Raw genomic sequence first — 15,689 nt, 5'->3', positions numbered from 1 at the left:
TACAAGCGCGGGTGAAGACGGCTCCCTCCCCGGAACAGAGACGTGATATTCAGCTGTCTCGCGTCGGTGTGTGCGGGACTGGTGGGTAGTGAGGAGTATCTCCCTGAGGAGCTCCGACTCTCCTCGCTCGTCGTTGTGCTGGTCCTCCAAGGTAGACGCTATACTGTCCGTCAGACACGGTGAGGCTGTGACCGCCCTGCGGCCGGGCCGGTTAATCGTTACGGCAGACCGTTTCAGTCGTCCGGATCGATAACGAACATGGTTCCGGTGACTCCCTCGACGTCCGGTGACGAGTAGCCGATTACGTACTTTCCCTCGAACGGAAACGTCCAAGAGTGGCTGGTCCCACCGTCGCTGCCGGACCACTGGCACGGGCTGTGTACCTCGACCGGTTCGATCTCCCCGGTACTATCGCCCCACCGCCAGGTGACCTGCGTGTTCGAGTCGATCATAACGGGATCCGGATCGAACGCGGGTTCTCTGCCCGGTGAGATCTGTATCGTGAGCTTCGACTCACCGGTTCGATCGACCGGATCGTAGTCGTCGATTTCGTCGAGGTGTGGATCGTAACCGTTGTTCGCTCCCTCCTCAGCGTCGTCTTCGTCGTCTCCGAGACAGCCTGCCAACAGGGCCGTCGTGCAGGCCGCTCCGAAGAGCGCTCGTCGCGTCCACATATAGGTCGCTCTACGGAGTAGCTCAGGATAACAGTTCGTCCGAATTCGCCTATCGTACCACGTTTTCGCCCCGATCACCGCCAGGCAACTCGCCGTCGCGAACCGCACGGCCACGTTCGCTGCAGTCACGAAGGGTGCTACGCCCTCAAATTTCGGTGGACCGACGGCTCGGGGCTCGCTGGAAACTTGAGCACGCGATCAGTAACGCCGTCTCCAAGACATCGGCCACCACGGAACCGCCGATCGGCGCGGTCGAGACGACGAGACTCGCAAGGCTGTCGTCGCCTATTGACAACGACATTGCAAAAACGTCGTTCAGGAAAAGGTTTTGACAGTTACTCGCGTAATCCTAGGCATGAGTCGATCGAACGCCTCGAGTGACGGCGAGAGCCCGCTCGAGTGTACGGACTGTCTCGATCCCGCCGACGCGTTCGCGCTGGTGAGCAACGAGACGCGATTGTCCATCCTCGAGGCGCTGTGGGCGGCCGACGACCGGCCGGTCTCGTTCTCGGAGCTCCGTCGCGAGGTCGGGATGCGCGATTCGGCCCAGTTCAACTACCACCTCCAGCAGTTGACCGACCACTTCGTTACCCAGGTCGAGGACGGCTCCGCGAGCGGGGGCTCGTCGGGCGGCCGGTCCGGCGGCGGATACGACTTCAAACACGCCGGCGAGAAGGTCGTCCGCTCGGTGATCGCCGGCTCGTTCAACGAACATCCGACGATTGAGCCGTTCCCGGTCGAGGGTGCGTGCGTCGCCTGTGACGGGCCCGTCGAAGCCCGGTATCGGGACGAACAGCTCGCGATCGCGTGTGCCGACTGCGGACACGGTCACGGCGAGTACGACTTTCCGCCGGGCGGCCTGAACGACCGGACGCGCGAGGAGGTCGCCGACGCCTTCGATCAGCGCGTCAAACACCTCCACTGCCTCGCGGCCGACGGCGTCTGTCCGGAGTGTAGCGGCCGCGTCGAGTCGCGAGTCGTCGAAGACGACGCGTGCTGTCTCGGCGCGACGGTCCGGGTCGATCACGAATGCGTCCAGTGCGGTCACACCCTCTGTTCGGCACCCGGGCTCCGCCTGCTCGATCACTCGCGAGTCGTCAGCTTCCACCGCGAACGCGGGGTCTCGCTCGACGAGCGGCCCTACTGGACGCTCCCGTGGTGTGTCTCCGACGAGTACACGACGCTCGTCGATCGCGATCCAACCCGCCTTCGCGTCCGCATCCCGCTCGAGGGAGACGAGCTTCGAGCCACCCTGAACGGGGGCCTCGACGTTCTCGAGACGACCGTCCAATCGGTCGACTGAGCGGCGGTCGCTCGGACGTCTAGTGTCCGAATCCTGAATTATCTGGCTGTCATATACGTCTGTTTCCGGCTCGAGTCAGCCAACGGCTCGTCTCGAGACGCCGTATAAGTCACGTTTCATACTGAAACGGATTTCAGTATCGCAGCGTACAAAAATGTTTTTCAGATTACACTTATTCGGATGGCGGCCGTTCGTTCGAACGAAGTCCAATGGTCTACACTCACCCTGACAGATCGCCACGCCGCCCCGGTCGGCCGCTCTCGCGAGCAGCGAGTGTCGCGACGCTCTCGACGCTCGGACTGCTCGTCGGCGGCGGCGTCGGCGTTGCGGTCTGGTCCGTGCTCGCGTTCGTACCGATTTTCGGATTCGGGGCTGGAATCGGGGCCATCACCGGCCTCGCAGTCGCTATCGCGGTCCCAGCCACGATCGAGCGCCTCGTCGTCGTCGTCGTGACGCGACTCACTCGAGACTCGAGCGGTACCGATTCGACCGGCGTTGGGTCGGCGAGCGTCGACACTGAGCCATCGACTGAGGAAAGCCGACGCTCGGCCGCGTCCGCCGCTCTCGAGGAGTAACCCGCCAATCGAGTCGTCGAATCGCGCGCTTTTTGCCGCTGGCACCCCTCGCGGTAGCCGTGAGTGAGTTCGCGTTCGAACTCGAGCTGTGTGCCCACCTCGAGACCCGCCGGGACGGCGTTCTCGCCCGACAGCTCGGCGCGAGCGTCGCCGATCCGGGCGGGCGAATTCTCGACGTGCTCTGCGTCGAGCCCGGCCCCGAGTTCGACGACCGCGTTCGACTCACGAGCGAGTCGATTCCGGACGCCGCGATCGAGTCGGCGGTGGGAACCGGCCGGGCGCGCTACTGGAAGACCGCCTTCGACTGTCACCCGGATCGGGCACGGAGCGCAACGGAACGAGCCTGCGAGATCGGATTTTTCGAGCGCGAACACCGCAAGGGACGGGACTACGTCCGACAGGTTGCGCGCTACCCCGACTGGTACGGTCGTATCGTCGGTATCGAGAACAAACCCGACCTCGGCCGACCCGGCGACCTCGAGGCCCAGTTACGAACGGACGTCAGCCTCGCGCTGGTCGACGAGGTGATCCTCGCGACCGAGAGCTACGTCACGCGTGCACACCTGAATCGAATCCCCGAAGAGGTCGGCGTCTGGCGCGTACATCGCGAGGACGGCGCTCCGCTCGAGATCGAAATCGTCCGCGAGCCGACGTCACTTCCGGTCGACGAACCGGGAATCGAGCCGCTCGAGGCCCACCCCGGCCGAACCGAGATCGCCGTCGTCGACCCCGACGCGAAAGCACGGCAGCGTCGACGGATCGCCGAGCGCACCTACGGCAAGGGGTGGCGGACGTACGAATTTCCCGACTGCGGCGCCTGCGATCCCGACGACTCGAGCGGCGCGACGCTTCCTTACTGCGAGTGGAAGGGGCGGATCGTCGACGCCGGCTCGGAGTGTGGCGCTTCCTGTGGGGGGTACGATCCGGTTTCAGATGCCGATACAGATACAGATGCAGATTCAGTTCCAGACTCGGACTCGGACACAGATCCAGAGTTGCACTCCGGCTCAGCGCTCGAGTCGGATGCGGATTCCGCGACAGCAATCGATCTCGAGGCCGAGCGCGATCGCCGAACGCCTTGGAAAGCCGATCCGGACGGCAAACGCCGCCAGCAGTCCGGGCTGGACCAGTTCGGCTGACCACGGCAACGCATTGATTCTCGAGAGGGGGTGCTCTCGGTAGCGCGGACGTGTGGCGCTACTCGTCTTCGGTTTCGTCCTCGTCGCCTTCAGCCCCGGCCTCGTTATCACGAACCCGGAACGCGCCGGTAAACTCCTCGCCGTCTGCATCCCGGCTGGCGTAGCGGTACGCACCCTCGGCCCAGAAGAGCCGATCGCTCTCCTCGCCGGCGTCTCGCTCCTCGACCGTTTCCGCGTCGACTTCCTCCGCCCACAGACAGTCCGACGGGATGTCGATCGGATACACCGCCGTACTCGGCCCCTCCCAGGTCCACTCGAGGACGGTGTCCCGATCGATCTTGAGCGTTTCGGGCTCGAAGCCGTCCCCCTCGGGATCGACCGCGATCTCGACGACCTCCTGGCCGGTGTGATCTTCGAGGTCGTGTTCCTCGAGGATCGTTTCGGCGTCGCGGTCGTCGTCGCCGGCGTCGTCAGTCTCGACCGATTCGCCGTCGTCCCTGTCCGGATTCTCGTCGGGATCGTCCTCCCCGAGACAGCCCGCGAGAGCAGCGACCGCCGCGCTCGTCCCGATCAGACGCCGCCTGGTCCACTCCATACGTGCCAGTCCGGGCTCGAGGCTCTTGAGTGTCCGTTTCGGCACCCACCGGTCACGGCCGCCGCCCTCGAGTACAGCCCCCTCACTGCTCGTCATTCGCGTGTTCGTCGCTCGCGGGAAGCGTAACGGTAAACGTCGCCCCCTCTCCAGGATCGCTTTCGACCCGGATCTCGCCGCCGTGGCGCTCGACGATCCGCTTGCAAAGCGCTAGACCGATTCCGGTCCCGGCGTGTTCCTCGTGGCTGTGAAGGCGCTCGAACACCTCGAAGATGCGCTCCTGATCGTCGGCATCGATCCCGACCCCTTCGTCGCTGATCGATATCTGCCACTTCTGTCCCACGCGTTCGGCGGCGACGCGTACGCGAGGTACCTCGTCGCCGCTGTACTCGATCGCGTTCTCGAGCAGGTTCTGAAACAGCTGGCGCAACTGGTCGGCGTCACCCTCGACGCGGGGCAACGACTCCGCCGTGACCTGCGCGTCGTGGTCGTCGATCTTCATCTGCAGGTCCTCGAGGACGTCCTCGAGGACGTTGTTGAGGTCCGTCGGCGCTAGCTGCTCTCCGTCCGCATCGATTCGCGAGTACTCGAGGAGGCCGTGGATCATCCCGCGCATCCGATCGGCGCCGTCGATGGCGAACTCGAGGAACTCGTCGCCGTCTTCGTCGAGGGCGTCACCGTACCGTTGGTCGATCAGTTGCAGGTAGCTCGAGACCATCCGCAGGGGCTCCTGCAAGTCGTGGCTGGCGGCGTAGGCGAACTGCTCGAGCGATCTGTTGGACTCCTCGAGGCGCGTGATATACCGGCGCAGATCCTTCGACTGCGTTCGTCGAGTGAGCAGGGTGTTCAAGCGCCGAAAGAGGACGGTTCGATCGATCGGCGCGTCGACGATTTCGTCGACGAGCAGGGGCGGGTCGCGTTCGCCCGGATCCGGAAGCGAAAGCCGCAGGGCGCTGTCTCTGCGCCGAACGACGACCACCGGACAGAATACGGGATGACTCCGTTCGACACGCTCGCGCAGCGCTTCGTGATAGTCGGGGAAGGTGTGGTCGTCGACGAGATAGCAGTCGGCCTCGCCGACCGACTGGTCGGTGTCGACCTCGTACTGTCCCTCGAGCAACTCTCTAACTGCGGCTCGGTTTCCCGTCTCGCCGATGAGTAGCTTGACTGTTTCTCGGTGTTCGTCCGCGCTCATAGATAACGAACGTCGAAACTGCAAGCGGGTGCCATCCGACTCATTGGTCGAGGATACTGTCCGTGCCGTCGCCCATTCGCGGCGCTCCTTGCAGAATGCCGTAGAGCCCCGTCAACGGTTCGCCGACGTGAATCCCGTCCGCCGTAATTTCGAACTCGCGAAGCGTGTGTTCGAACCCGCCGGTCCGTTTTTTCAACATGCCGATGACTTTGCGGAGGCTGCCGTCCATTTCGACGTAGCTCAGGAACATGAGATTGTCCGCGATGTAGCTGAGATCGCCGCTGGTTGCTCTGGAGATACCCGTGATCTCGGAGATTTCGTTCGTGATCAACACCGTCACACCGCGACTCCGCAGGTATCGCGTCAGAGCGTGCAGTTTTCGGACCAGTTTGCTTTCCTGGCCTTGCAGGGCGACCGTGTAGCCGTCGATACCGTCGATCATCACGACGTCTACCCCCTCCTGGTCGACCTGCTGTTTGACCATGTGGCCGAACTCCTCGGCAGAGCGCGTGAGCGGCTCGACTTCGGTCACCGTAAGCGCCCCCTCCTCGCACAGCTTTTCGACGGGGATGCCGATCGACTTTGACCGGTGGCCGTACGTCTGCAGGTCCTCTTCGAAGAGATAGATCGCCGACTGGAGCCCGTTCTCGGCCGCCTGACACAGTAACTGCGTCCCGGTCGACGTCTTTCCGGTCCCCGTCGGACCGCTAATGAACGTCACGGTTCGCCGATCGAAACCGCCACCGACCAGGTCGTCGAGTTCGTCGATTCCGAAGCGAACACGATCCGACTCGAACGGTCGGTCGTGTTGTTCAGGAATCAACTGTGGATAGACTTCGACGCCCTCGTTGCGGATCTCCATTCCGTGATCGCCGGCCATCTGGCCGAGCGCGCGATGCTTCGCCGCTTTCATTCGCCGTCCGGCGTCACCTCGAGTCAGTTCGACGATACCATCGCTGAGCGAGCGAATCTCGGTATCGTAGTCCTGATCGGGAGCAGACGTCGCAGTGGCGATCACGGTAACTTCGCGCTGTTTGAGAAACCGCATAAACGCGAGAATTCGTTTGCGGAACTGGTGGTCGTTCGCTTCGACGTATCGCAGTTGCGTAATCGGATCGATGACGACGCGATTCGGATCGATCTCCCCGATAGCGTCGTGAATATCCTGTGTATATCGGTCCCGGTCGATATCGCTCGGATCGACCAGATCGTACGAATAATCCTCGGTGAAGAAGTCGGAATCCGGTCCCAGATCCAGAAACTCCGCGTCGGCGATATCGATCCCGACGGCCGTGCCGTTCGCGAGAATTTCCTCGCGAGATTCTTCGCCGTGGATGAACAGCACCGTCTCGTTGTTCTCGAGTCCCTCCTCGAGGAAGTGCATACCCAGCAGCGTCTTCCCGGTTCCTGGCTGACCCTGAATGAGATACATTCGACCGGTAACGAGCCCCCCGCGAAGAATATCGTCCAGACCGTCAACGCCGCTACTCAGCGGGGAAATACTCGGGCCCATGCCCACACTCACGGAACTTTCGGTTATAAATTCCCCCATCTGGAACAAGAACGATACGCTGACGATATTTCAGTTTTCGGCGTCTTTGTTCGCTTTGCCAACGTTCGGTATTGATTTTGTATCCCTCAGAGAACGTACTCCTCGCCGTCGATCGCCAGCGGCTCCTCGAACGCCTCCTCGGCCGGGTAGTAGTGGGCGAGGTGGACGAGCCGCGTCCGCTCGGCGTTCAGTTCGTCGGCCAACTCGAGCGCGCCCTCTCGAGTCATGTGTTTCGTCCCGAACGTCCGGGGCACGCCGTCCTCGTTCTCGTGACGGCCCCCGAGGGGATGGTAGTCACAGAGGTGGGCGGGGACGATGGCGTCGGCGAGCAACAGGTCAGGATCGGCGAGGATCTCACGGGATTCGGCCGGAACGTTGTAGCTCGTATCCCCCGAGAGCGACAGCTTTGCACCCGTGACGGGATCCTCGATCGCGAGCCCGTAACAGACCAGCGGCGGGTGTTCGACCGGAACCAGCGTCACGTTGAAGCCACAGACATTGATCGGCTCGAGGGGTGTCGTCGGATAGACGTCGATCGGCTCGAGATAGTGGTAGTCGTCGCTGACCGTTTCGGCGACGCTCTTGCCCGTCTTGGGATCGGTTTCGTTCGCCGCGTAGACGTCCAGTGAGTCGAAGACGCGAAAGACGTTGCCCAGGCCGTCGAGATGATCGAAGTGGATGTGGGTGATGACGGCGGCGTCGGGCAGGGGAACGTCTTCGCGCAGGAACTGGTAGCGAAAGTCCGGACTAAAATCGATCAGTAGCGATTCGCCGACGCGCTCGTTTTCGACGTGGACCGAAAACCGGGTGCGTTCGATACCGCGCTCACGGGCGGTCTCGCAGGTGTCACAGTCACACCCCACGGTAGGCGTTCCGGTCGTATCGCCGGCACCCAGCAGCGTCACCCGCATCGTTACGTTAGGCCTCCGGTGGCGACGCCCACGGAACCGGCTCGGACGAGCCGCCGCTCGAACTCCCTGCGATGGGCCCACGAGTTACGACCGTCCGTTCGTGTTCGACCGGCGAACGTGGCCGTAACGTTCCCCCGTATCGGTTCGTCGCTCATTGGGATGTGATTAGGACCCACCACATAAAGGGTATTTCCCCGCGAGACGGACGACGCCTACTCCGTCCCGGAGTCACCACCGGTCTGCGGTTCGCACTCGTGTTCCCGCAGCAGATCCGGATCGACGTCTCGCAACACTCCTTCGTGGGTCGCCTCGAGGACCACTGGCGGCGCGCAGTCGGCCTCGACCGCCTCTATCCACCGCCCGAGACAGAGACACCACCGATCCCCGGGCTCGAGACCCGGAAACTCGAACTCGGGCTTTGGCGTCACGAGATCGTTGCCTTGAGCCCTGCTGAACCGCAGAAAATCTTCAGTCATCACGGCACAGATCTCGTGGCGACCCCGATCACCCTCGACGCGTCGACAGCAGCCGTCTCGGAGGAAGCCCGTCGCGGGATCCGTGCTACAGGGCTCGAGTTCGGCGCCGTAGACGTTCCGATCCTCGGTCATATGTGTGTTCTCGGATGCCGTGGGCAAAAGAGTGCGGAACGGGGAACCCGAAGCGGTAGTGGGTTCTCGCTACTCAAGACCGTCTCGTCGACCGTCGTCCGCGGTTGTTCTTCGGCACCGACCGCAATCGGCCCGGTCAGCAGGGGGACAGTCGAATGCCGATGGAACGAACATCGGGATCGCCAGTAACCGACCGACTATGGTGACTGCAGCCGCTCAGTTCACATTCTTGTGACGTTTCGTCGAGACGACCCCCTACTGAGAACCGTCACCAGCATCGGCATAGCAATCACCCATAGATCGTCCGTCGCTAACCGAACCGCGATCAATTGAGTCCTGGCGGGGCGACCGGCTCGATGCCGTGAGTTTCGAAGTACTCCTCGAGAAACGTCGCTCGAGCGTCGATCTCGCCCGGCTCGTGGGAGTCCGAGCCGACGGTGACCGAGACGTCGTACTCCCGCAAGATATCGAAGAACGTCTCCGAGGGGTGGACGATCGCCATGTCGGCGACGGCTCGCCCGGCGTTGATTTCGGGGACCGTCCGCGAGTCAGCGAGCGCTCGAGCGACGCGCTCGTAGTGGTCCGTCGATGCCCGCCCTCGCAGCGCCGGCGTCCGTTCGATCAGGTCGAGATGGGCCGCGACGTCGAACAGTTCCGATTCGATCAGCGCGACGAGATTCTCGAAGTAGTCGTCGACGATCGCATCGCGCTCCACGCGCGATAGGCCGGCGAAATTGCTCGGCACCTGGACGTTCAGCCCGTCGACCGCGTGGACGCTTCCGATAGTGTAGTCGAAGTCCGCGTCCGCGAGAAACTCGCGAATAGCGGCCTCGTCGCGGGGATCGTAGTCCATCTCGACCCCGTCGTAAATCTCGACCGAAAGTTCTTCGCGGTCGCGCTGGGCTTCGATCGCCCGCCGTCGGCGCTCGTAGGTCAGATCCAGATTGAAGCCGTAGACGCTGCGGACGGTTTCCGGTCCGTCTCGAGACGAAACCGTACAGTGGTCGGTCAGGCCGATTCCCTCGAGTCCGGCCGCGTCGGCGGCCTGAACCATCCCCTTGAGAAAGCCTCCGTCGGAGTAGTTGGTGTGGGCGTGGTAGTCGTGCATACGCCGAGGACATCGAGCGGACAGTTGGTAGTTTCGCTCGAAAAGCCAGGTCGGGATCCGGGTTCGGGTTCGGTACGGATTCGATTCTGTGTTCGGTCCCGGTTCACATAGCGGTCCGCGCTTGCCGTGCCTACTCTCTCGGCGCGACGACTTCGACTTTGTGCCCCTCCGGAGCCGCACAGTAGAGCGCGTAGTACCCGCCGGCGTAGGGATGGCGGTCGTCGTAGAGAATGCTCGCGTCCTCGCGCTCTCGAATTTCGGCCGTGAGCCTATCGACCTGATCGCGGGAGGCCGCGTGGAACGCGAGGTGGTTCAGTCCGGACGCCTGCCGGTCGAACGGCTGGTCGGAATCGTCGGCCCGCTCGAGTACGATGTACGTCGGGCCGTTGATCCACGAACGGCCGCTCTCCCACTCGTTTTTCGGTTCGTAACCCAACTCGGCGAGCAGCCAGTCCCAGAATTCGATCGCGGGCTCGAGGGCTGTTGCGTACAGTTCGATGTGATGCAGTTGGCCGGCGTGGTTGGGGTCGGCGTGGTCGTCGCTCATACCAGTGTTGTGTCGACTCGCGGCAAATAGTAGTCGATCGTTGACGTGACTGGCGGGGGGACGAACCAGGTTTTCAGCGAACGCGTCGACGACAGGGGCCTCCGATTCAGTGGCTGTGGTCGTGGTTATGATCGTGATCGTGCGAATGCCCGTCGTCATCGCTCGGCTCACCGCCGTCGCTCGCCTTGCCGAGATCCCCGCCGGCGACGAGCGCGTCGTGGTCTCCGCCCATCATGTCCATGTTCTTGAGCGTATCGCGCTCCTCGAACTCCTCGACGGCGTTCATGAGGTCCTCCTGGGTCAGCGTGGTTCGGTCTTCGGTCAGCGCCTCGAGGACGGCTTCCCGGAGGACCATCCGGAGGTCGCTGCCGGTCAGTCCCTGTGTTACGTCGGCGATGAGTTGCGGATCGAACTCCTGGATGTCCATCGTCCGGGTGATGAGTCCGAGGATGTCCGCGCGCATGCCGTGGTCGGGCTTGGGGAAGTTGATGATCTCGTCGAAGCGCCGCCAGGCCGCGTCATCGAGCTGATCGGGGTGGTTGGTCGCGCCGATCAGCAACACGTCGTCCTCGATGAGCGAGATGTTGTCGATGCTCTTGAGGAGCGTGTTGACGGCGCGTTTGAGCGCGGCGTGTTCGTCGCTACGGCGGGTCTTGGCGACGAAGTCGAACTCGTCGATAAACAGGATACACGGCGAGAGACGCTTTGCGACCTCGAAGGTCTTGTCGACGTTTTTGGCCGTCTCACCCAGGTACTGGCTCGTGATCATCGAGAGTTTGACCTCGACGAAGGGGAGATCCATGTCCTGGGCCAGCGCCTGTGCCGTCGACGTCTTCCCGGTCCCCGGCGGGCCGACGAACAGCAGCTTTCCGATCTCGCGAAGGCCGATATTCGCGAGGTAATCGCGGTGTTCGATCGCCTTCGAGATCTTGTTGAGTTCGTTCTCCTGATCCTCGGTGAGCACGAGGTCATCGAGGGACATATCGACCTCTTCGGGTGCACGGACCTCGACGAGGTCGAGCATCTCCTCGTCCTCCTCTTCGTCGAAGTACTCGTCGAGGAGGCCGTCGATCCAGACGCGGTCGGCCTGGATCGGCCGGTTCTGTTCTCGGGCTTCCTCGTGGGTGACGTCGAACTGATCGCCGAACTCCTCGTGATTTGCGAAGTGTTTCGCGAGGGTCGGGTTTTCGCGCAGTCGCTCGTCGTCGGCGCGTTCGGCGTACCACTGCTCGGCCATCCCCTCCTGGGCGAGCGTGATGGTTCCCGCAAACTCGTCGCGTTCGGTGAACATCAGCTCCGAGACGGCGTTCCAGGGCCGATCGACGTCGGTCGCTTCGCGCGCGGTACTGTTCGTGGCTGAGAGCGGCCGGCTAATGCCGGCGTGTTTGTGACTCCCCGTTTCGTCGTCATGGTCGTCATCGGCACCTCCGGTCCAGAATACCCGGCGGAACGACGGCGGGAGATCGTTCTCGTCCAACGTCCTGTCGTCCGAATATACGCTCGTCGTGAGCAGGAACTCCACGACATCGAGCGCCGCATCACTCATTCGGTCAACGTATTCACCACACGTTCTTAACGTCGTCGTCCTGTACACCGTCTGCGGCTGTGACGCACGGTTGCTTCACTCGGTCCCGAGTACGTTTCCACAGTCCCATCGTTCCTCGGAAAGCGTCCGTCGACAGCCCGGGCCGTAACGCCGTATCCACCGACGGTCGCTCTCGCGGGGACTGCGGCACAACGGTTTTCGTCCATCGGTACACATACATGCACATGAACGTCTTAGTGGGCCTCGTCGGGAGTGACGAATCGATCAAGACGCTGGAGCAAACGATCGATCGCACGCGCGATGTCGGCGACGATCTCACCGTCGCCACCGTGGAAAAGCCCGAAGCGAAACGCTCACAGGAGGAGATGGCACAAGAGGCCGAGAAATTGCTCTCCGAGGCCGATATCGATGCGGAGATGGTCGCACTCGAGGGCGACCCGGGGAGCGCACTGGTCGACTACGCCGAGCAGGGCGAGTTCGATCAACTGGTCATCGGCGGCGGGACCCTGAGTCCGATGGGGAAGATTCAACTCGGCCCGATCACCGAGTTCGTCCTGTTGAACGCGCCGACGACCGTCAAACTGGTGCGATAACGATGGCTGGTGCGAGACAGTATCCCGACGAGACGGCCGGCCCGTTCCCCTCGCCGCCGACGTCGTTCGAGGATCGGGATGGACGAACGATCGAGGTTCGGGCGTCCGACGACTTCGAGGATACGCTCGAGGACGTCGTCGAGATGTACGTCCAGTTCGATCCGACCGACCGAGCACAGGGGATTCCGCCGACCGGCGACGAACGCATCCGCAACTGGCTCGAGACGATCGCCGACGAGAGCGTCAACGTCGTCGCCCGACACGGGGAGGACGTCGTCGCCCACGCGATGCTCGTTCCCGACACCAGCGATCCGTCGACGATCGAGGACAACGCCGAGATCGAGTGGGAGCTCGCGATTTTCGTCCTGCAGGACTACCAGCGGGCCGGAATCGGCACGCAGCTGATGGAGTATTTACTCGGCCACGCGATCGGCATCGGCATCGAACGCGTCTGGCTGACCGTCGAGCGCTGGAACAACCCGGCGATCGCCCTCTACGAACGGGTCGGCTTCGAGTCGACCGGTACCGAGAGCTTCGAACAGGAGATGGCGATCCGTCTCGGGGACGACTCGACCGTCGAGAACGGCAACGAGAACTGAGATCGAACGAGCGCCGTTCTCGCGTCTACGCGGTTCTCGGACGATTCGGGTGACTCATACCACTCATACCGAAAGCACCGGCTGACTCGCGTACGCGAGAACGTACTCGGCGGCCTTCTCGAGGACCTCCGTCGAGGCGGTGTCGGTGACGGGCTCTCTCGGAAGGACGATGAAGTCGGCGTCGATGTCGTCGGCGGTGTCGAGGACGACGTTACCCGGATGAAGCGTCTTTCGAGTCTGGGAGAACCCGTCGTCGACGGAGGTTACCAGCGGGACGTCCATCTCGTCCGCGATGGTCCCGATATCGTCGAAGAATCCCTGCGTATCCGCTGCGACGGCGTCTTCCTCGACGGCTCCGGCGTTCATGCCACGAACGACACCGCGGCCGAGTACGAACAGCGCGTGGACCGACGCATCGTAGCGGTCGGCGACGGCGACGGCGTACTCGACGGCGGTGGCTGACTCCTCACTTCCGTCGACCGGCGCGAGAACAGTGTCGACGGTAAACGGCTCGCTATCGTCCATACGCGGTGGTGTGTCCCCCGTCGCAAAAAAGCCATCCCCAGTTCCCGGCGGAACCGTCGCGATCGGACCGTCGACACGGGTTCCGACCGCGGGGAAAAGTCGTCGGTGTTTAAGCCGCCTCGGCCGTAATCTCCGCCCATGTTCGATACGGTCGTAGTCGCTACCGACGGCTCCGAAAGCGTCAAACGAGCCGTCGACGTCGCACTCGATCTCGCGGACCGCTTCGAGGCCGAGGTGCACGCGCTCTCGGTCGTCGACGCCAGCGAGGTCGACGCCTCACCCCAACAGCTCCGAGACGAACTCCGAACCGCTCTCGAGACGACCTCCGACGCCGCGCTCGCGACCGTCGAGGACCGGGCCGGCCAGGAGGTGACGACCGCCGTCCGGGAGGGGCGGCCCGCAGCCGAAATCTGTAGCTACGCGCGCGATATCGACGCCGATCTGATCGCGACGGGCACTCGCGGTCGCCACGGCGAGAACCGACTCCTGCTCGGCAGCGTCGCGGAACGCGTCGTTCGGACCTCCCCCGTTCCCGTCCTCTCCGTTCGTCAACTCGAGACCGCTGGCGAGGGATCGACGGACGAGCCGACTGTCGAAGCCTGATACGGTTTACTGTAGTCAATTACCACCGATCGTCGACCCCGTTCTGGCGATCGGCGGTACATAGTTACAGCAATCCGTATGAGTCCGTTGCTATCACGATACTGTTCCCGACCACGTCCCCAGCCGCCGGCGAAAAGCGAAGACCGGCGATTACTTCCCCCGCCGTCGCTCAGTACCGGCCATGTACGACGAACTGATCGACAGCGGCGATCTCTCGATCGCGCGTAAGTCGGTCCTGCCGGGAACCGGCTTCTTCCTGCCTGACACCCTCGAGGACGACCTCGAGGACGAGCAAACTGCGGCCGCCCTCGAGGGGAGCGAGGTCGCCGTCATCGCCGATCCGGACGCCGACGGCCTGGCCTGCGTGGCGCTGATTCGCGAAGCCTACGGCGACGTGCAGAACGTTCCGGAGCCGGAATCCGACGGCGAGGACGCCGACGGACCGACCGATGCCACGGACGCGGCCGACGCCATCGACGACGCCGACGAGGACGGCGTCGTGCTCGCGGGCGACGCCGATGATCCGCTCGAGGAACCCGAACCCACGCCCCACAACGTCGCGTTGATCCCGGCCAGCCCGCACGACGTCGAGGACGCGCTGGCTCGCGTCGCCGAGTACGGCGACGACGGGATCGACATCTTCGTCTGTGACCTCGCGCCGGACCGGTTCGAGTACGTCGAGGACGAACTCGACGCCGCGCTCGAGACCGCGGACAGCGTCTCGTGGTACGACCACCACCAGTGGGGCGACGAGGTCGCGCGGGGCGTCCGCGACGCCGGCGTCGAACTGGTCGTCGGCGATTCGGACGAGGAGTGTAGCGCCGACGTGGTCTACCGCTCGCTCGAGTACGACTTTTCCCCAATGTACGAGGAGTTGGCGGCGGTCACGCGCGACCACGACCTCTGGCTGCGCGAGGACCCTCGGAGCGACGACCTCGCGGACTACGCCTACTGGACCGACCCGGCCGAGTACGTCGAGATCGTCCGCGAGTACGGCGTCGATCTTCCGGACTGGGTCCAGGCGTATCTCGCCGAGCGCCGCGAAGAAAAAGAGGCGCTCATCGACCGCGCCGTCGGCCGCTCGGAACTCCGCGAGGTCGGCGGCTACACGGTCGGGATCACCTACGGCCGCTGTTCGCAAAACGAGGTCGCCGAAGCGATGCGCGAACGGGGAGCCGACGCCTCGGTGGTCGTCAAGCCCGCCGGCTCCGCGTCGATCCGCGGCACCGACGAGTTCCAGTTGTGCCACGAGGTCGCGGGGAAGGTAAACGGCGGCGGCCACCCCAAGGCCGCGGGCTGTAAGCCCGATATCTACGACGATATGCTCGACTACGCGAACCACTGGACGTCCCGCGGCGCGGTGACCAAACAGGTCATTCTCGATGCGTTTCGGGAGGTCGTCGAGGCCGAAGCCGAAGCCGAGGGCGAGGCCGCGGAAGCCGCAAACGACGAAGCGACCGAAGCAGACGAGTAGGTCGGTTCCTCGAGAAGCTTCGGTGGCGACTGGAACGGCCAACCGCGTTTAGATGGAAGACCAACCTCAGTACTTCACAAAGCCGCTTAGTTAGAACGTCTGCTTGCTGTGAATGTGCCTAGCAAACAGCAGCAAGCAGACAATG

At 63.4% G+C, this 15,689-nt stretch carries 17 protein-coding genes; 7 read left to right on the top strand and 10 right to left on the bottom strand.

Annotation, left to right across the window (positions count from 1 at the left end; genetic code table 11):
• Positions 1–233 precede the first annotated feature (233 nt).
• A complete protein-coding gene (locus tag GS429_RS04440; RefSeq protein ID WP_160063117.1) occupies positions 234–674 on the bottom strand; it encodes a cupredoxin domain-containing protein in 441 nt (146 codons plus the stop codon).
• A gap of 355 nt (positions 675–1,029) precedes the next feature.
• On the opposite strand from GS429_RS04440, the gene GS429_RS04435 reads away from it, so the two are divergent.
• From GS429_RS04435 to GS429_RS04425, 3 genes are all read left to right on the top strand, one after another.
• Positions 1,030–1,977, top strand: a complete 948-nt coding sequence (locus GS429_RS04435) for a winged helix-turn-helix domain-containing protein (protein WP_160063115.1) — start codon at positions 1,030–1,032, stop codon at positions 1,975–1,977.
• A gap of 209 nt (positions 1,978–2,186) precedes the next feature.
• Positions 2,187–2,552, top strand: coding sequence for a hypothetical protein (locus GS429_RS04430; RefSeq protein WP_160063113.1), 366 nt, complete (start codon positions 2,187–2,189; stop codon positions 2,550–2,552).
• A gap of 59 nt (positions 2,553–2,611) precedes the next feature.
• The gene (locus tag GS429_RS04425; RefSeq protein WP_328821238.1) at positions 2,612–3,691 is read left to right on the top strand and encodes a DUF5787 family protein; all 1,080 of its coding nucleotides are present in this window, start codon (positions 2,612–2,614) and stop codon (positions 3,689–3,691) included.
• Positions 3,692–3,749: 58 nt separating this feature from the next.
• Here GS429_RS04425 and GS429_RS04420 read toward each other — a convergent pair whose 3' ends face one another.
• The 8 genes from GS429_RS04420 to GS429_RS04385 all read right to left on the bottom strand — a co-directional run bounded on the left by GS429_RS04420 (position 3,750) and on the right by GS429_RS04385 (position 11,750).
• The gene (locus GS429_RS04420) at positions 3,750–4,382 is read right to left on the bottom strand and encodes a hypothetical protein (RefSeq protein ID WP_235920733.1); all 633 of its coding nucleotides are present in this window, start codon (positions 4,380–4,382) and stop codon (positions 3,750–3,752) included.
• On the bottom strand, positions 4,369–5,478 hold the full coding sequence (locus GS429_RS04415) for a sensor histidine kinase (RefSeq protein ID WP_160063111.1): 1,110 nt from the start codon (positions 5,476–5,478) through the stop codon (positions 4,369–4,371). Before GS429_RS04415 ends, GS429_RS04420 begins: the two co-directional genes overlap by 14 nt.
• A gap of 40 nt (positions 5,479–5,518) precedes the next feature.
• Complete coding sequence (locus GS429_RS04410) at positions 5,519–6,991, bottom strand: ATPase domain-containing protein (RefSeq protein ID WP_160063109.1); 1,473 nt, start codon at positions 6,989–6,991, stop codon at positions 5,519–5,521.
• A gap of 125 nt (positions 6,992–7,116) precedes the next feature.
• The gene (locus tag GS429_RS04405; protein WP_160063107.1) at positions 7,117–7,941 is read right to left on the bottom strand and encodes an MBL fold metallo-hydrolase; all 825 of its coding nucleotides are present in this window, start codon (positions 7,939–7,941) and stop codon (positions 7,117–7,119) included.
• Positions 7,942–8,153: 212 nt separating this feature from the next.
• On the bottom strand, positions 8,154–8,549 hold the full coding sequence (locus tag GS429_RS04400) for a DUF2237 family protein (protein WP_160063105.1): 396 nt from the start codon (positions 8,547–8,549) through the stop codon (positions 8,154–8,156).
• 325 nt (positions 8,550–8,874) lie between these two features.
• Positions 8,875–9,657, bottom strand: coding sequence for a PHP domain-containing protein (locus GS429_RS04395; protein WP_160063103.1), 783 nt, complete (start codon positions 9,655–9,657; stop codon positions 8,875–8,877).
• Positions 9,658–9,787: 130 nt separating this feature from the next.
• On the bottom strand, positions 9,788–10,204 hold the full coding sequence (locus GS429_RS04390; protein ID WP_160063101.1) for a VOC family protein: 417 nt from the start codon (positions 10,202–10,204) through the stop codon (positions 9,788–9,790).
• A 106-nt stretch (positions 10,205–10,310) separates the two neighbouring features.
• Positions 10,311–11,750, bottom strand: coding sequence for an ATP-binding protein (locus tag GS429_RS04385; protein ID WP_160063099.1), 1,440 nt, complete (start codon positions 11,748–11,750; stop codon positions 10,311–10,313).
• A 224-nt stretch (positions 11,751–11,974) separates the two neighbouring features.
• Here GS429_RS04385 and GS429_RS04380 point away from each other — a divergent pair, with 224 nt between their 5' ends.
• Both GS429_RS04380 and GS429_RS04375 read left to right on the top strand, forming a co-directional pair.
• Complete coding sequence (locus GS429_RS04380; protein WP_160063097.1) at positions 11,975–12,343, top strand: universal stress protein; 369 nt, start codon at positions 11,975–11,977, stop codon at positions 12,341–12,343.
• Positions 12,344–12,345: 2 nt separating this feature from the next.
• On the top strand, positions 12,346–12,942 hold the full coding sequence (locus tag GS429_RS04375; protein WP_160063095.1) for a GNAT family N-acetyltransferase: 597 nt from the start codon (positions 12,346–12,348) through the stop codon (positions 12,940–12,942).
• Positions 12,943–13,005: 63 nt separating this feature from the next.
• On the opposite strand, the gene GS429_RS04370 is transcribed toward GS429_RS04375, so the two are convergent.
• On the bottom strand, positions 13,006–13,467 hold the full coding sequence (locus tag GS429_RS04370) for a universal stress protein (protein WP_160063093.1): 462 nt from the start codon (positions 13,465–13,467) through the stop codon (positions 13,006–13,008).
• A gap of 138 nt (positions 13,468–13,605) precedes the next feature.
• Between GS429_RS04370 and GS429_RS04365 the strand changes: the two genes are divergently transcribed.
• Positions 13,606–14,070, top strand: a complete 465-nt coding sequence (locus GS429_RS04365; protein ID WP_160063091.1) for a universal stress protein — start codon at positions 13,606–13,608, stop codon at positions 14,068–14,070.
• A 181-nt stretch (positions 14,071–14,251) separates the two neighbouring features.
• Positions 14,252–15,544: a DHH family phosphoesterase gene (locus tag GS429_RS04360; protein ID WP_160063089.1), complete on the top strand. Its 1,293-nt coding sequence runs from the start codon at positions 14,252–14,254 to the stop codon at positions 15,542–15,544.
• The last annotated feature ends 145 nt before the right edge of the window (positions 15,545–15,689 follow it).

This window comes from Natronorubrum halalkaliphilum (assembly GCF_009834785.1).
GTDB classification, from domain to species: Archaea; Halobacteriota; Halobacteria; order Halobacteriales; family Natrialbaceae; genus Natronorubrum; species Natronorubrum halalkaliphilum.
This window is presented reverse-complemented; position numbering and strand designations above follow the sequence as displayed.

Bases quoted from the DNA above. Each gene is read 5' to 3' on its own strand.
- GS429_RS04430 (WP_160063113.1), top strand. From the start codon at position 2,187: ATGGTCTACACTCACCCTGACAGATCGCCACGCCGCCCCGGTCGGCCG.
- GS429_RS04365 (WP_160063091.1), top strand. From the start codon at position 13,606: ATGTTCGATACGGTCGTAGTCGCTACCGACGGCTCCGAAAGCGTCAAA.
- GS429_RS04370 (WP_160063093.1), bottom strand. From the start codon at position 13,467: ATGGACGATAGCGAGCCGTTTACCGTCGACACTGTTCTCGCGCCGGTC.
- GS429_RS04360 (WP_160063089.1), top strand. From the start codon at position 14,252: ATGTACGACGAACTGATCGACAGCGGCGATCTCTCGATCGCGCGTAAG.
- GS429_RS04420 (WP_235920733.1), bottom strand. From the start codon at position 4,382: ATGACGAGCAGTGAGGGGGCTGTACTCGAGGGCGGCGGCCGTGACCGG.
- GS429_RS04400 (WP_160063105.1), bottom strand. From the start codon at position 8,549: ATGACCGAGGATCGGAACGTCTACGGCGCCGAACTCGAGCCCTGTAGC.
- GS429_RS04435 (WP_160063115.1), top strand. From the start codon at position 1,030: ATGAGTCGATCGAACGCCTCGAGTGACGGCGAGAGCCCGCTCGAGTGT.
- GS429_RS04440 (WP_160063117.1), bottom strand. From the start codon at position 674: ATGTGGACGCGACGAGCGCTCTTCGGAGCGGCCTGCACGACGGCCCTG.
- GS429_RS04405 (WP_160063107.1), bottom strand. From the start codon at position 7,941: ATGCGGGTGACGCTGCTGGGTGCCGGCGATACGACCGGAACGCCTACC.
- GS429_RS04410 (WP_160063109.1), bottom strand. From the start codon at position 6,991: ATGGGCCCGAGTATTTCCCCGCTGAGTAGCGGCGTTGACGGTCTGGAC.
- GS429_RS04385 (WP_160063099.1), bottom strand. From the start codon at position 11,750: ATGAGTGATGCGGCGCTCGATGTCGTGGAGTTCCTGCTCACGACGAGC.
- GS429_RS04375 (WP_160063095.1), top strand. From the start codon at position 12,346: ATGGCTGGTGCGAGACAGTATCCCGACGAGACGGCCGGCCCGTTCCCC.
- GS429_RS04395 (WP_160063103.1), bottom strand. From the start codon at position 9,657: ATGCACGACTACCACGCCCACACCAACTACTCCGACGGAGGCTTTCTC.
- GS429_RS04390 (WP_160063101.1), bottom strand. From the start codon at position 10,204: ATGAGCGACGACCACGCCGACCCCAACCACGCCGGCCAACTGCATCAC.
- GS429_RS04415 (WP_160063111.1), bottom strand. From the start codon at position 5,478: ATGAGCGCGGACGAACACCGAGAAACAGTCAAGCTACTCATCGGCGAG.
- GS429_RS04380 (WP_160063097.1), top strand. From the start codon at position 11,975: ATGAACGTCTTAGTGGGCCTCGTCGGGAGTGACGAATCGATCAAGACG.